Source organism: Stenotrophomonas sp. YJH_SMC_32, assembly GCF_059369975.1.
Window position 1 is genome coordinate 257,939 of sequence record NZ_JCAFTE010000001.1, and the last position, 14,256, is coordinate 272,194.

General features: G+C 67.5%; 16 protein-coding genes. 7 read left to right on the top strand and 9 right to left on the bottom strand.

What is annotated here, in order from left to right; translation table 11 throughout:
* Positions 1-49: 49 nt before the first annotated feature.
* Positions 50-1,357 (top strand): homogentisate 1,2-dioxygenase, encoded by a 1,308-nt coding sequence (gene hmgA, locus AC5P7S_RS01165; RefSeq protein WP_005419876.1) that lies wholly within the window; start codon positions 50-52, stop codon positions 1,355-1,357.
* 134 nt (positions 1,358-1,491) lie between these two features.
* On the opposite strand, the gene AC5P7S_RS01170 is transcribed toward hmgA, so the two are convergent.
* Positions 1,492-2,025, bottom strand: a complete 534-nt coding sequence (locus tag AC5P7S_RS01170; protein WP_069138716.1) for a hypothetical protein — start codon at positions 2,023-2,025, stop codon at positions 1,492-1,494.
* A 125-nt stretch (positions 2,026-2,150) separates the two neighbouring features.
* Between AC5P7S_RS01170 and AC5P7S_RS01175 the strand changes: the two genes are divergently transcribed.
* The gene (locus tag AC5P7S_RS01175; RefSeq protein ID WP_095378390.1) at positions 2,151-2,807 is read left to right on the top strand and encodes a hypothetical protein; all 657 of its coding nucleotides are present in this window, start codon (positions 2,151-2,153) and stop codon (positions 2,805-2,807) included.
* A gap of 74 nt (positions 2,808-2,881) precedes the next feature.
* Entirely contained in the window at positions 2,882-3,847 is a 966-nt protein-coding gene (locus AC5P7S_RS01180; protein ID WP_095378391.1) for a sodium:calcium antiporter, read from the top strand.
* A gap of 135 nt (positions 3,848-3,982) precedes the next feature.
* Here AC5P7S_RS01180 and AC5P7S_RS01185 read toward each other — a convergent pair whose 3' ends face one another.
* From AC5P7S_RS01185 to AC5P7S_RS01220, 8 genes are all read right to left on the bottom strand, one after another.
* The gene (locus AC5P7S_RS01185) at positions 3,983-4,372 is read right to left on the bottom strand and encodes a Na+/H+ antiporter subunit G (RefSeq protein WP_095378392.1); all 390 of its coding nucleotides are present in this window, start codon (positions 4,370-4,372) and stop codon (positions 3,983-3,985) included.
* Positions 4,369-4,653, bottom strand: coding sequence for a K+/H+ antiporter subunit F (locus AC5P7S_RS01190; protein WP_005411334.1), 285 nt, complete (start codon positions 4,651-4,653; stop codon positions 4,369-4,371). The genes AC5P7S_RS01185 and AC5P7S_RS01190 overlap by 4 nt, the downstream gene beginning before the upstream one ends.
* Complete coding sequence (locus tag AC5P7S_RS01195) at positions 4,650-5,156, bottom strand: Na+/H+ antiporter subunit E (RefSeq protein ID WP_005419867.1); 507 nt, start codon at positions 5,154-5,156, stop codon at positions 4,650-4,652. The genes AC5P7S_RS01190 and AC5P7S_RS01195 overlap by 4 nt, the downstream gene beginning before the upstream one ends.
* Positions 5,153-6,688 (bottom strand): monovalent cation/H+ antiporter subunit D, encoded by a 1,536-nt coding sequence (locus AC5P7S_RS01200; protein ID WP_095378393.1) that lies wholly within the window; start codon positions 6,686-6,688, stop codon positions 5,153-5,155. The genes AC5P7S_RS01195 and AC5P7S_RS01200 overlap by 4 nt, the downstream gene beginning before the upstream one ends.
* Positions 6,685-7,077, bottom strand: coding sequence for a Na+/H+ antiporter subunit C (locus AC5P7S_RS01205; protein WP_005419863.1), 393 nt, complete (start codon positions 7,075-7,077; stop codon positions 6,685-6,687). Before AC5P7S_RS01205 ends, AC5P7S_RS01200 begins: the two co-directional genes overlap by 4 nt.
* Positions 7,077-9,905, bottom strand: coding sequence for a monovalent cation/H+ antiporter subunit A (locus AC5P7S_RS01210; protein WP_095378394.1), 2,829 nt, complete (start codon positions 9,903-9,905; stop codon positions 7,077-7,079). The genes AC5P7S_RS01205 and AC5P7S_RS01210 overlap by 1 nt, the downstream gene beginning before the upstream one ends.
* Positions 9,906-10,236: 331 nt before the next feature.
* The gene (locus tag AC5P7S_RS01215) at positions 10,237-10,722 is read right to left on the bottom strand and encodes an Mpo1 family 2-hydroxy fatty acid dioxygenase (protein WP_005419852.1); all 486 of its coding nucleotides are present in this window, start codon (positions 10,720-10,722) and stop codon (positions 10,237-10,239) included.
* A gap of 135 nt (positions 10,723-10,857) precedes the next feature.
* Complete coding sequence (locus AC5P7S_RS01220) at positions 10,858-11,784, bottom strand: phosphoribosylaminoimidazolesuccinocarboxamide synthase (protein ID WP_032954595.1); 927 nt, start codon at positions 11,782-11,784, stop codon at positions 10,858-10,860.
* A gap of 141 nt (positions 11,785-11,925) precedes the next feature.
* On the opposite strand from AC5P7S_RS01220, the gene AC5P7S_RS01225 reads away from it, so the two are divergent.
* The 4 genes from AC5P7S_RS01225 to AC5P7S_RS01240 all read left to right on the top strand — a co-directional run bounded on the left by AC5P7S_RS01225 (position 11,926) and on the right by AC5P7S_RS01240 (position 14,202).
* Positions 11,926-12,255, top strand: a complete 330-nt coding sequence (locus AC5P7S_RS01225) for a J domain-containing protein (RefSeq protein ID WP_005419845.1) — start codon at positions 11,926-11,928, stop codon at positions 12,253-12,255.
* A gap of 30 nt (positions 12,256-12,285) precedes the next feature.
* Entirely contained in the window at positions 12,286-12,963 is a 678-nt protein-coding gene (gene rpe / locus AC5P7S_RS01230) for a ribulose-phosphate 3-epimerase (protein WP_005419843.1), read from the top strand.
* A 12-nt stretch (positions 12,964-12,975) separates the two neighbouring features.
* Positions 12,976-13,458 (top strand): GNAT family N-acetyltransferase, encoded by a 483-nt coding sequence (locus AC5P7S_RS01235; protein ID WP_065178874.1) that lies wholly within the window; start codon positions 12,976-12,978, stop codon positions 13,456-13,458.
* Between the two features lie 252 nt (positions 13,459-13,710).
* Positions 13,711-14,202: a hypothetical protein gene (locus AC5P7S_RS01240; protein WP_005419839.1), complete on the top strand. Its 492-nt coding sequence runs from the start codon at positions 13,711-13,713 to the stop codon at positions 14,200-14,202.
* Positions 14,203-14,256 lie beyond the last annotated feature (54 nt).

Below are 14,256 nucleotides of genomic sequence, written 5' to 3' on the forward strand. Positions count from 1 at the left end.
CTGTCCGAATGGTAGTGCCGGCCGCTGGCCGGCCATCTCTGGAGTTCCCATGTCCCCCGCCATCATCGCCCGCGGCTACCAGTCCGGCTTTGGCAACGAGTTCGCCACCGAGGCCGTCGCCGGCGCGCTGCCGGTCGGGCAGAACTCGCCGCAGAAGGTGGCCCACGGCCTGTACGCCGAACAGTTGACCGGCACCGCCTTCACCGCGCCGCGCGGCAGCAATCGCCGCAGCTGGCTGTACCGGATCCGTCCGGCGGTGACCCATGGCGAGTTCACCCCGTTCGCGCAGTCGCAGCTGCAATGTGATTTCGGCGCACAGCCGGCCTCGCCGAACCAGCTGCGCTGGAGTCCGCTGCCGCTGCCGGAGCTGCCGACCGACTTCGTCGAAGGCCTGTACACGATGGGTGGCAACGGTTCGCCCGACGCGCATGCTGGCGTGGGCATCCACCTCTACGCTGCCAACCGAGACATGGTCGGCCGCTACTTCTACGATGCCGACGGCGAGCTGCTGATCGTGCCGCAGCTGGGCGGCCTTCGCCTGCTGACCGAGCTGGGCGTGATCGAGATCGAGCCGCAGCAGATCGCAGTGATTCCGCGCGGCGTGCGCTTCCGCGTCGAGCTGCCGGACGGCCCCAGTCGCGGCTACATCTGCGAGAACTACGGTGCGCTGCTGAAGTTACCCGACCTAGGCCCGATCGGTTCCAACGGACTGGCCAATCCGCGCGACTTCGAGACCCCGCACGCAGCGTTCGAGGACATCGACGGTGACTTCGAGCTGATCGCCAAGTTCGAGGGCCGCCTGTGGCGTGCGCCGATCGACCATTCGCCGCTGGACGTGGTGGCCTGGCACGGCAATTACGCGCCGTACCGCTACGACCTGCGCCGCTTCAACACCCTCGGTTCGATCAGCTACGACCATCCGGACCCGTCGATCTTCCTGGTGCTGCATTCGCCCAGCGACACGCCGGGGACCAGCAACATGGACTTCGCGATCTTCCCGCCGCGCTGGCTGGTGGCGCAGAACACCTTCCGCCCGCCGTGGTTCCACCGCAACATCGCCAGCGAGTTCATGGGCCTGGTGCATGGCGCCTACGATGCCAAGGCCGAAGGCTTCGTGCCGGGTGGCGCGTCGCTGCACAACTGCATGAGCGGCCACGGCCCGGACGCGCCGACCTTCGACAAGGCGTCCAATGCCGATCTGTCCAAGGCGGACGTGATCAAGGACACGATGGCCTTCATGTTCGAGACCCGCGCGGTGATCCGCCCGACCGCACAAGCGCTGGCCGCCGGCCACCGCCAGGGCGACTACCAGCAGTGCTGGAACGGCCTGCGCAACAATTTCCGGTCGTCCCGCTAGATTGTTGGGTGCCGACCGTTGGTCGGCACGGATCCTGACCGCATCCACGCATGGCGTGGATCTACCGAAAGGCGGTCGGGATGCGAAGCAGTAGATCCACGCCATGCGTGGATGATTCCCGCCGGAGCCTGCGCTCAGGCCACCTCGGCGAACGCGTCGCAGTGCTCCAACGGCAGCGCTTCCAGCAGGCGTTGGCGTACACGCTGGCAATAGCCTTCCGAAGTCAGCCCGGGCAGCATCCGCATCGCCGAGTGCAGCACCTGCAGTACTTCACTTTCGGCGCGTGCCTGCTGCAGGTCGCGGAACAGCGCCGCCGCCTGCGGGTGGCGCTGCATTTCCAGGATGCCCAGCACATAGATGCGCGCGGACACCAGCGAGCGGCGGCGTTCGACCGCTGTGGCAGCAGCTGCGGCAGGTGTCGCGGGCTGCGGCTCTACCGTGGCTGCCGGCGGCGGTGGCGGGGCTGCGGCACCGGTGCCGGTGCTCAGGTAGCCGGCCTGCACCAGCTGGATGACCATCGCGGGCGCATCCTGGCCGAGCAGACCGGTCAGGTCGGTGATGCTGCGTTGGCCGTCGCACAGGATCAGCAACCGGCGCTGGCGCATGTCCAGCGGCGCGCGATGGGCCTGCAGCGCGGTTCGGGCGAGTTCGGTCTTGCGCGGTTGCATGGAAGGGACGGCCAGGTCGGTGCTCGCCGAGCCTGAACGAAGGCGATGAAACCGCGATGACAATGCAGCGCCTGCACACCGGATGGGCTAGCGTGCAGCCATCTTCGTGCCAGGGAACCGCACCGATGAAGCACCTCCCGATTGCTGGTCTGTTGCTCCTTTCGCTCGCCGCCTGCAGTGGCGGCCCCGACAAGCAGGGGGCGGCCGGCAGCGGCAGCGACACTCCGGCGGAAACCGCCTCGGCGACCGGCCCCGCCCAGTCGACGGATCCTGATCTGGCGGCCCGCCCGGCGAACGACCTCCGCAAGGACAGTCCAGCCCGCCTGGACGGCTTCGCTGGTGCGAAGCTGGGGGCCGGCATCGCCGCCGTGCGCGCCGGCTTCGGCACGCCGCTGCAGGGGCTGGGCACCGATGCCGCCGGCAAGCCGCTGCCGGCTGACGATGGCAACGATGGCTGTTACTTCCTGCGCCCGCAGGATGCCGAGGACCCGCGCCTGATGATCGAAGGCCGCAAGCTGGTGCGCTACGACGTGCGCAGCGCCGCCATCACCGCACCAGGCGGCGGCAAGGTCGGCATGACCCTGGGTGAGCTGCAGGTGCTGTATCCGGAGCGGGCCGATGTCGGCCCTGACAAGTACGACGAGAAGGCCCAGCACCTGCGCGTTCGCCCGGCGCAGGAGGGCGGGGCGGTGATCGACTTCGCGCTCGGTGCCGATGGCCGGGTGGGTGCCTGGCGCGTCGGGCAGACCCCGCAGGTCGATTATGCGGAAGGGTGTGGCTGATCCTTGATCCACGGCCCAGCCGCGCGTGCGGGCCAAGCGTAGAATCGCGCCACCACTGCTGGGGGGAGTGCTCGATGATCGCCATTGCCATTGCCTGGTTCCTGCTCGGCCTGCTGCTGCTGGCGCTGGGCGGGGACTCCATCGTCAAGGCCGTGTCCGGCCTGGCCCAACGTTTCGGGGCCAGCCCGTTCACCGCCGGGCTGCTGCTGCTCGGGGTAACCACCTCGTTGCCGGAACTGGCGGTCAATGCGCGCGCGCTGGCGGTGGGCCAACCGGAGCTGGCCCTGGGCAACGCGGTGGGCAGCAGCATCGTCAACCTGGGCCTGACCCTCGCCGTGGCGGCCATGGCTGCGCCCCTGCTGCTGCGCGCACGCCTGCAGACGGTGCTGTGGTGGTCGCTGCTGGCGGCGGGTGTGCTGCTGATCCTGTTCGGGCTTGATGGCGGCCTCGCACGTTGGGAGGGCGGCATACTGCTGGCCGGCTTCATCGTGGTGCAGGTGCTGCTGCTGCGCCGTGGCCGGAGCGAGAGCGCCGAGGTGCAGGCGGCCATCGCCGAATCCGCACTGAGCCGCACCAGCCTGCCGTTGAACGTGCTGCGGGTGCTGATCGCCGTGCTGGCCCTGTACTGGGGCGCGCGCCTGGTGGTGGGCGCCGCCGCGGACTTCGGCGTAGCCCTGGGCTGGACGCCCCTGCTGGTCGGCCTGCTGCCGGTGGCAATCGGCACCGCACTGCCGGAGGTGGCCACCGCCATCGCCGCCGCGCGTCGCGGGCATGGCGACATGGTGCTGGGCCACGTGCTGGGTTCCAGCGTGGTCAACCTGCTGCTGGTGATTGGTGCGATGACAGTGCTGCAGCCGCTGGCGTTGCCGGCCTCGTTCGTGCGCCTGGAGCTGCCGGCGCTGCTGGCGTTCGCGCTGGTGCTGTACCCGATGCTGCGTGGCGATCTGAAGATCAGCCGTGGCGAAGGCGTGATCCTGCTGGTCGCGTTCGTCGGCTGGTTCGTGCTGGAGCTGCTGCTGGTGGGCGCACCGGCGTTGTAGATCCACGCCATGCGTGGATGCGGTTGATTTCGTGCCGACCAACGGTCGGCACCCACCACCGATCACCCGGTGGGTGCCAACCTTGGTTGGCACTCGCGCAAACAATGCGCCGACCAAGGTCGGCCGCTACCGGATTTACCGGCCCTGCGTGGTCTCTTCTTCCCGCACCGGTTCCGGCGGCGGCAGCTGCTCCTCGGCGGCCGGCTCGTTGCCCGGCAGGCTGGGGCGGGTTTCCATCAGCAGCGACAACGCCGCCTTGGCCATCATGTGCGCGCTGATCGGTGCGGTGATGAACAGGAACACGGTGATCAGCAGCTCGCGTGGCTGCGGGTCCTGGCCGAGGAAGATGTGGTAGCACACCGAGCACACCAGCACGCAGCCCACGCCCAGCGTGCTGGCCTTGGTCGGTGCGTGCAGGCGCTTGAAGAAGGTGGACAGCTTCACCAGGCCCAGTGCGCCGACCAGGATGAAGAAGCAGCCGAACAGCAGCAGGATCGACAGGACGATCTGGATCGCGGTGATCATTCGACGATGTCCCGGCGCAGCACGAACTTGCTCAGCACCACGGTGCTGCCGAAGCCGAGCATGGCGATGATCAGCGCCGCCTCGAAGTAGATCGGCGAGTTGAGGTACATGCCGAACAGCATCAGCTCAGCGATCGCGGTCACCGACAGCGTGTCCAGCGCGAGGATGCGGTCGGGCACGGTCGGCCCGCGCAACAGCCGCCAGGTGGCCAGCAGCATCGCCAGGCCGACCACGTGCATGCACACCACCAGGGTGGTCTGGATGACTTCAAAACCGGTCATGGGAAGATCTCCATCAACGGCGCCTCGTAACGGCGCTTGATCGTATCGATCAGGTCCTGCGGGTCCTCCAGGTGCAGCACGTGCACCAGCAGGTACTTGCGGTCGTCGCTGAGCGCGGCCGAGACCGTGCCCGGGGTCAGCGTGATCATGCTGGTCAGCGCAGCGATGCCATGGATGTTGGCAATGTCCAGCGGCAGCCAGATGAAACCGGGGTGGATGTTCTTCTCCGGCCCCAGTACCTGCAGGGCGACACGGATGTTGGACATCAGGATGTCCCACAGGGTCACGCACAGCAGTTTCGGCAACGGGCGCAGGGTGCCGATGCGGGCGAACTCGCGGTCCAGGCGTGCGGCGAACAGCGGCACCACCACGCCCAGCAGCAGGCCCAGCACGATCTGGCCAAGGGTGAAGCTGTCGGACATCAGCAGCCAGAACGCCACCACCATGATGCTCAGCATCGGCGACGGAATCAGGCGACGGAACAGGGAGCGCTGGGCGGTCATGGCTGGCGGATCTCCGGTGCAGTCGCACGCAGCTGCTGCACGTACTCGCTGGGGTGCAGCAGCTGCGCGGCGGTGGCGTCGGTGTAGCGCATCAGCGGTGCTGCGGCCAGGGTCATGCCGATGCCGTAAGCCAGCAGGATGCAGGCCGCGTACAGCTCGACCCGGCGCAGCCGCGCCTTGCGCGGTACCGGCGCTTCCGGATCGACCGGTGGCACGCGCCAGAACAGGCGGATGCCCCCCCGGGTCAGGCCCATGATCACCAGCAGGCTGCTGACCAGAACGGCGGTCCAGACCGGGCCGGTGTACTGCGCCGGCATGCCGGCCAGCAGCGCAGCCTTGGCCAGGAAGCCGGACAGCGGCGGCAGGCCGGCCACCGACACCGCGCCGATCAGGAACAACACGGCGGGCGTCTCCTTGCCTGGCATCGGCGCGACCACTTCCTTGCGGTCGCTGGCGCCACCGCGACGGCGGCGGATCAGGTCGGCAACCAGGAACAGCGCGGCAGCGACGAAGCTGCTGTGTGGCAGGTAGTACAGGCCAGCCGAGAGCACCTGTGGCGTGCCCACCGAGAAGGCGATGAACAGCGTAGCCGCCGACACGATCACCAGGTAGGAGATCAGTACGCGCAGGCGGGTCGCGGCCAGCGCGCCGAGGCCGCCCAGCACCAGCGTCGCGACGCCGGCCCACAGCAACCAGTCGCGGCCATAGCCGGCCATCGCGCCGGCATCGTCGCCGAACCACAGCATCTGGATGCGCAGCACCGAGTACAGGCCGACCTTGGTCATGATCGCGAACAGTGCGGCCACGGCGGCCGGCGCGCGCGAATAGGCTTCCGGCAGCCACAGGTACAGCGGCATCAACGCGGCCTTGGCGCAGAACACCAGCAGCAACAGGCCCATCGTCGCCTTCACCAGGGTCAGCTGTGCCGGCGGTACCTCGGCGATGCGCTGCGACAGCTCGGCCATGTTCAATGAGCCCAGCGAGGCATACAGCAGGCCCAGCGCGACCAGGAACAGGGTCGAGGCGGTGACGTTGAACACCACGTAGTGCAGGCCGATGCGCATGCGGAGGCCGCGGCCACCACTGAGCAGCAGGCCGTAGGAGGCGATCAGCATCACTTCGAAGAACACGAACAGGTTGAAGATGTCGCCAGTCAGGAACGCACCGTTGAGACCGACCAGCTGGAACTGGAACAGCGCATGGAAGTGCGGCGCGCGGCGGTCCCAGCCCGAGCAGGCGTGCAGCAGGCAGGGAATGGCCAGCAGCAGGGTGGTCAGCAGCATCCACGCCGACAGCCGGTCGGCCACCAGCGCGATGCCCAGCCGCGACGGCCAGTCGCCAAGCAGGTAGACGTTGATTTCACCACTGGCCGTGGTGGCAAACAGCAACCCGACCGCCAGCGCCAGCGCCGACAGCGCGGTCCAGGCCACCGCCCGCTGCACCCTGGGGCCATAGCGGCGGTGTTCGACGAACAGCGACAGCGCCGCACCCAGCAGCGGAATCAGGATCGGCAGGATCACCAGGTGGTTCATGCGCGGTCCTCGCCCTGGCGCGGCGGCACGCGCTCATCCTGCAGGTCGTCATCCGGCTCGTGGGCATCCACGTGGTCGCTGTGGTTGTCGCTGCGGCTGCGCATGGCCAGCACAATGCTCACCGCGGTCATCGCAAAGGCGATCACGATCGCGGTCAGCACCAGCGCCTGTGGCAGCGGGTCGGTGTAGTTGCCCAGGTGGCTGTCCACGCCTTCCTGCAGCACCGGCGCCTTGCCCAGCACCACGCGGCCGCCGGCGAAGATCAGCAGGTTGGTGGCGTAGGACAGGAAGGTCATGCCGAGGATCACATCGAAGCTGCGCGCACGCAGCAGCAGGTAGATGCCGATGGCGGTCAGCACGCCGATCGCGGTAGCCAGGGCCAGTTCCATCAGTGCATCTCCCCGGTGCGTGCCGAGCGGCGTTGCAGGTCGATCTCACCCTTGCGGGCGGTGCGGGTTCGCGACGGCTTGATCGTGCCCATCATCGACAGCATCAGCATGGCGCCGCCGAACACCACCAGATAGACGCCGATGTCGAAGCCGATTGCGCTGGCCAGCGGTACGTCGCCGATCAGCGGCAGGTGCAGGTCGAGATGGCCGCTGGTCAGGAACGGCACGCCGAACAGCATCGAGGCGCTGCCGCTGAGCAGGGCGATCAGCAGGCCCATGCCGATGCAGCGGATGTAGTCGAAGCCGAAGCGCGACTCCACCGATGCAGTGCCCTGGATCACGTACTGGATCAGCAGCGGCACTGCCAACACCAGGCCGGCGATGAAGCCGCCACCCGGTGCGTTGTGCCCGCGCAGGAACAGGAAAATCGACACGGTCAGGGTCAGCGGGAACATGATCTGCGCCAGGTCGGCCGGCACCGGCAGCTTGATCGGCGGGCCGGGCATGATCTGCTCCGGTGCCATCCGCGTACGCCGCAGCAGCGCATGCACCACCAGCGCGGCGATGCCGAACACGGTGATCTCGCCGAAGGTATCGAAGCCGCGGAAGTCGACCAGGATCACGTTGACCACGTTCTGGCCGTAGGCCTCGGGCAACGCGCGGGCGAGCAGCTCGCCGGCCATGGTGTTCGGCGGCAGGGTCATCGCCGAATAGGCCAGCGCGCCAAGCCCGGCACCGGCGATGATCGCGATCACCGCATCGCGGCGCTTGCGCCAGCGCGGCCGCTCCGGGCCGGACTGCGCAGGCAGGTAGTTCATGCCCAGCAGCATCAGCACCAGCGTCACCATCTCCACCAGCAGCTGGGTGAGGGCCAGGTCGGGCGCGGACAGGAACACGAAGGTCAGCGCCACCATCAGGCCGACGCCGCCGACCAGCAGCACCGCCAGCAGGCGCTGCTTGTAGATGCGCAGGGTGGCGACCGCGCAGGCCATCATCACCAGCCACAGGGCCCAGCCCAGCAGCGGAATCGGCTGCGGCGCGGTCCAGTTCGGCGAGGCTGGGTTGGCCACGAACGGCGCAGCGGCAACCACGATCGCCACCAGCACCAGGCCCAGCAGCATGCGCTGCAGGCTGCCATTGGCGATGCCATTGGTCAGGCGCATCGCCAGCGCGGACACGGCGTCCAGCTGGGCGTGGAACACATTGCGGCCCGTGCTGACATTGGTCACGGCATGCAGGTTGATCAGCCTGCGCAGGCCGAAGTACAGCGCCACGCCACCGACCACGCCGATCGCGCTCATCGCCAGCGGCAGGTTGAAGCCGTGCCACACCGCCAGGCTGTATTCGGGCATGGCGGTGCCAAGGATCGAGGCCGCAGCGGCGTGCAGCACCGGCGCGACGGTCAGTGCGGGTGCCACGCCCACCGCCACACAGATCACCACCAGCAGCTCCACCGGCACCTTCATCCAGCGCGGCGGCTCGTGGGGCACGCGGTCCAGGTCGTGCGGGCCAGCGCCGAAGAAGGTGTCGTGCACGAAGCGCAGGCTGTACGCCACGCCGAACACGCCTGCCAGCAACGCAGCGATCGACACCGCCGTGCGCATGATGCCCGGGCCGCCGGCCGTAATCGCTTCGGCGAACAGCATTTCCTTGGACAGGAAGCCGTTGAGCAGCGGGATCCCGGCCATCGCCAGCGAGGCGATGATCGCCAGCGCGCTGGTGAACGGCATCAGCCTGCGCAGCCCCCCCAGCTTGCGCATGTCGCGGGTGCCGGTTTCGTGGTCGATGATGCCGGCGGCCATGAACAGCGAGGCCTTGAAGGTGGCGTGGTTGAGGATGTGGAACACGCCGGCGACCACCGCCATCGGCGTGGACAGGCCGAACAGCAGGGTGATCAGGCCCAGGTGGGAAATGGTCGAGTACGCCAGCAGGCCTTTCAGGTCGTGCTGGAAGATCGCGTTCCAGGCACCGATCAGCAGGGTCAGCGCGCCGATGCCGCTGACCGTATAGAAGAACAGGTCGCTGCCGGCCAGCGCCGGATGCAGCCGCGCCAGCAGGAACACGCCGGCCTTCACCATGGTGGCCGAGTGCAGGTAGGCCGAGACCGGGGTCGGCGCTGCCATCGCGTGCGGCAGCCAGAAGTGGAACGGGAACTGCGCGCTCTTGGTGAAGATGCCGGCCAGCACCAGGAACAGGGCGTACGGGTACAGCGTGCTGGCGCGGATCTGCTCGCCGGCGGCCAGCACCACATCCAGGTCGAAGCTGCCGACGATGCGGCCGATCAGCAGCACGCCACCGAGCAGGGCCAGGCCGCCGCCGCCGGTGATCACCAACGCCATGCGCGCGCCTTCGCGTGCGTCCTGGCGGTGCGACCAGAAGCCGATCAGCAGGAACGAGCTGATGCTGGTCATCTCCCAGAAGATCATCAGCAACAGCAGGTTGCCCGACAGCACCATCCCCAGCATGGCGCCCATGAACAGCAGCAGGTAGCAGTAGAAGCGGTGCGCGTTGTCCTGCTGGCTCAGGTAGTAGCGCGCATACAGCACCACCAGGGCGCCGATGCCGAGCACCAGCCCGGCGAACATCCAGGCCAGCCCGTCCAGGCGCAGGGTGAAGTCCAGCCCGATCTGTGGAAGCCAGGGGACCAGGGTGCGGATCACCTGGCCATCGAGTACTGCCGGGGTCAGCCAGCCGAGGATGGCCAGCCCGCCCAACGGCGCCAGTGCCGCCAGCCAGGCAGCAGTCGAGCGCGAACTACGGGGGAAGGCCGCAACAGCCGCTGCCATCAGGAACGGCAGGGCCAGCAGCAGGGGCAGGCTGGGGAGCATGCAGGGAATCCATGATTCACGAGCAGGTCAGGGAGAATAACAGGCTGCGAAATGTCGCCGAAACCCATCGAACAGCGATCAATTGCATGTAACGTTCGCTGATTCATTTTTTCTGCGGCGCAACATCACGTTCCTGCGGTCCCTCCCGGGTTGCTCTCGGGGACACCCTACGCCCACGCAGGGAGACCGCAGGCCCTGTCGCACAGGGGCTGCCGTCAACGGACGGGAAGCGGGGAGCGAGTCACCGGCGCAGGCTGGCAGGGCCGCCGTGGAGTGTGGGTGATGGAATTCGCCCGTTCAGGAAACGACGGCCGCTGTCGGCCGCCCGCGATCAGTAGCGCCAGTCGAGCTTGCGATAGAACTTGGCCATCACCCAGGCCGGGCCGATCAGCAGGTAGGTCAGGTCGGTCAGGAAGCTGGGCTTGCGACCCTCGAACGTGTGGCCGATGAACTGCGCGATCCAGGCCACCACGAACACGCCCACCGCCAGCCAGCGCAGCGCATGCAGGCCGATCTCGGCCTCCAGCAGGCGGCACAGGCAGCCGAACACGAAGAACTGGACGAGCATGCCGATGCCCAGGGGGCGCGACAGCTTGTTGTAGAAGCACCAGGCGCTGAACATCGCGAACGCCGACCAGATGCCGTACTGGAACCAGGTGATCAGCGGCGGCAGGCACCACAGCAGGGCCACCACCGACCACAGGATCGCCGGCACCGCCACCACGTGGATGCGCTGGTTGATCACGTTGCGGTGGTCGTCGGAGTAGCTGGCGAAATAGCGGTCGATCGGCCGCGCAAGCTGGGTGGATGTCTGCATGCGGCCAGCATACTCCCGCCGGGCCCGTCAGTAGAGCCAGGCCATGCCTGGCTGCAGGTGTTCGTCGACGTTGCCGGCCAGCGGCCGGCACTACCGAACGCGCCCCCAGCCTTTCCGGCCGGGGGCGCAGGCGGGTCAGTCGACGCTGATCCCGGCCAGGCGCTGCAGCGCCTCAGCGTACTTGGCGCGGGTGCGCTCGATGATGTCGGCCGGGATGTTCGGACCCGGGGCGGTCTTGCCCCAGTCCAGCGTCTCCAGGTAATCGCGCACGAACTGCTTGTCGTAGCTCGGCGGGCTGGTGCCCACTTCGTACTCGTCGGCCGGCCAGTAACGCGAGGAATCCGGCGTCAGCATCTCGTCCATGATGTACAGCCGGCCATCGGCGTCGGTACCGAACTCGAACTTGGTGTCGGCCAGGATGATGCCGCGCTCGCGGGCGTAATCGGCGGCGAACTTGTAGATGCGCAGGGTGGCGTCGCGCACCCGCTCGGCCAGTTCCGCACCGACCTGCTTCACCATCGCGTCGAAATCGATGTTCTCGTCATGGTCGCCGACCGCGGCCTTGGTCGAGGGCGTGAAGATCGGCTCGGGCAGCTGTTCGGCCTGGCGCAGGCCATCGGGCAGGTCGATGCCGCTGACCTTGCCGGTGCGCTGGTAATCCTTCCAGCCGCTGCCGATCAGGTAGCCGCGGGCGATCGCTTCCACCGGCACCGGCTTCAGCTTGCGGGTGACCACCGCGCGCTTGGCGTACAGGGCCGGGTCCACGCCTTCGGGCAGCACGCTGGCCACGTCGATGCCGGTCAGGTGGTTGGGCATCAGGTGCGCAGTCTTGGCGAACCAGAAGTTGGAGACCTGGCAGAGCATCTCGCCCTTGCCCGGGATCGGGTCGGGCAGGACCACGTCGAACGCCGACAGGCGATCGGTGGCCACCATCAGCAGGTAGTCGCCCGGCGGGGTCCCTGCAGGCAGCCGCTCGCGCGGGATATCGAACACATCACGCACCTTGCCGCGGTGGCGCAAGGGCAGGCCGGGGAGATCGGATTGCAACAGCGTGGTTGGCACGGGCACTCCTGGGGCGTTGTCGATACGGCTGCCCAACGGACCCGGCGGGCCCGCTGACCAGCGGGCGGCCTAGTGTAAAGCCCTCCGGGCCCGCTGTGACGTAAAATGAGCGTCCATTTCGTCGGTCGACCCCGGAGCGCCATGCGCTGGTACGGAAAACTGCTCGGATTCATCGCCGGGGCCCTGCTGTTCCGGCCCAATCCGCTGTTCGGCGCGGTGGTCGGCCTGCTGATCGGCCATGCCTTTGATTCGGACTGGTTCCGCCTGAACAAGGAGAACCCGTACCGGGAGCTGGGGCTGACTTCCGAAGCCACCGATGCCGAGATCGAACGCGCCTACCGCAAGCTGATCTCGCAGTACCACCCCGACAAGCTTGGCGGCGCCGCCCCCGAGCTGCAGCAGCAGGCCGAGCAGAAGTCGCGGCGGATCAATGCCGCCTACGACCGCATCAAGTCCCTGCGCAAGCGCTGACCCACTTTCCCCTCGTTGCAAGGCCCGGCCATGTCCCACTGCCTCATCGCCCCCTCCATCCTGTCCGCCAACTTCGCCCGCCTCGGCGAGGAAGTCGACAACGTCCTCGCTGCCGGTGCGGACTGGGTCCACTTCGACGTGATGGACAACCACTACGTGCCGAACCTGACCATCGGCCCGATGGTCTGCCAGGCCCTGCGCAAGCACGGCGTCACCGCGCCGATCGACGTGCACCTGATGGTCGAGCCGGTGGACCGCATCATCCCGGACTTCGCCGAGGCCGGTGCCACCTACATCAGCTTCCACCCGGAGGCGAGCCGGCACGTGCACCGCACCATCCAGCTGATCCGCTCGCTGGGCTGCAAGCCGGGCATCGTGCTCAATCCGGCCACCCCGGTGGACATCCTCGACTGGGTGCTGGATGACCTGGATCTGGTGCTGCTGATGTCGGTCAACCCGGGCTTCGGCGGCCAGGCCTTCATCCCCTCGGCGCTGGACAAGCTGCGCGTGGTGCGCAAGATGATCGATGCCAGCGGCAAGGACATCCGCCTGGAGATCGACGGTGGCGTGAAGGCCGACAACATCGGTGAGATCGCTGCCGCCGGCGCCGATACCTTCGTCGCCGGCTCGGCCATCTTCAACGCCAGGACCAGCTACCAGGACGTGATCGCGCAGATGCGCGCGAACGTCGCTGCGGCACGGGGCTGAGCCATGAGTACGGTGGCCGTGTTGAACATTCGCCCGGCCACCGTGGCCGATGCTGGCCTGATCCTGCATTTCATCCGCGAGCTGGCCATCTACGAGAAGGCCGAGCATTCGGTGCAGACCGATGAGATCGGCATCGCCGAGAGCCTGTTCGGCGCCGACGCCACCGCCCGCGCGCTGATCTGCGAGGCCGACGGCGAGGCCATCGGCTATGCGGTGTACTTCTACAACTACTCCACCTGGCTGGGCCGCAAGGGCATCTACCTGGAAGACCTGTACGTCAGCCAGGAAAAGCGCGGTGCCGGTGCCGGCAAAGCGTTGCTGAAGTACATCGCACGCCAGGCCGTGGCCGAGGGTTGCGGTCGTTTCGAATGGTCGGTGCTGGACTGGAACACTCCGGCCATCGAGTTCTACACCGCCGCCGGCGCGAAACCGCAGGATGAGTGGACCGTGTACCGGCTGCAGGGGCAGGCGCTGCACGATTTCGCCAACGGGTGAGGCGTGTGGCGGGTGCGAACCGCAACCCGGTGGGTGCGAACCTTGGTTCGCACTCCCTGGGTACCCGCCCCCCCCAAAAAAAAGCCACGCCAATCACTGGCGTGGCCTCGCTGCATGCGTGGGAGGCTGATCCTGCCTCCATCCGTCGTCCCTGCTATGGCCTTCCATTCTCCGGGCCATCGGTGACAGCCTGATGACAGGGTGTCGCCAATGCCCCTGCGGCGAGCCGTGCACGGGCACTAGAATGGAGCGATGGAAAATGATGCGGATGTTGTTGCGCTGCTTGAATCCTGGTTTCAGTTTGCGGCAGAAGATGCACTGGTCATCGACCCTGGCTGCATCACTGCGGAGGCACGAGGGAATCTCTGCGCGTTCTCCCCACCGCCAGACACCTTTCTGGACGTTGCACCAGTCGTAGCCTTCGTTCACCGGGTTGCCGCGTACCGCGCCGCGCAGGTCGCAGGCCACGCCATGACGTTCTACTGCTGGCACGACGCCAAGGTGCGCCAGCTGCGCCTCAGCCTGGTGTCTTCCCAGCACGGGCATCTGCCATTCGGCTGCCACCATGTGGCAACGACGGATGTCCGCAGCATTGTGCAGGCCATCGTGGTCGACGATTGGAACAACCCTCGATACCTGTGTCTTGAAGACCACGATGGCATCGACGCAGCCGGTGCCAACGCAGACGGCCCGATGTACACCGAGGAGCGGCCCTTGAGGGTCGCGGTCATCCCGCTCGGCTGAACGGCTTCACCGGCTTCACCGGACCCGACATCGGGCGCTGCTAGCCTTGGGCGT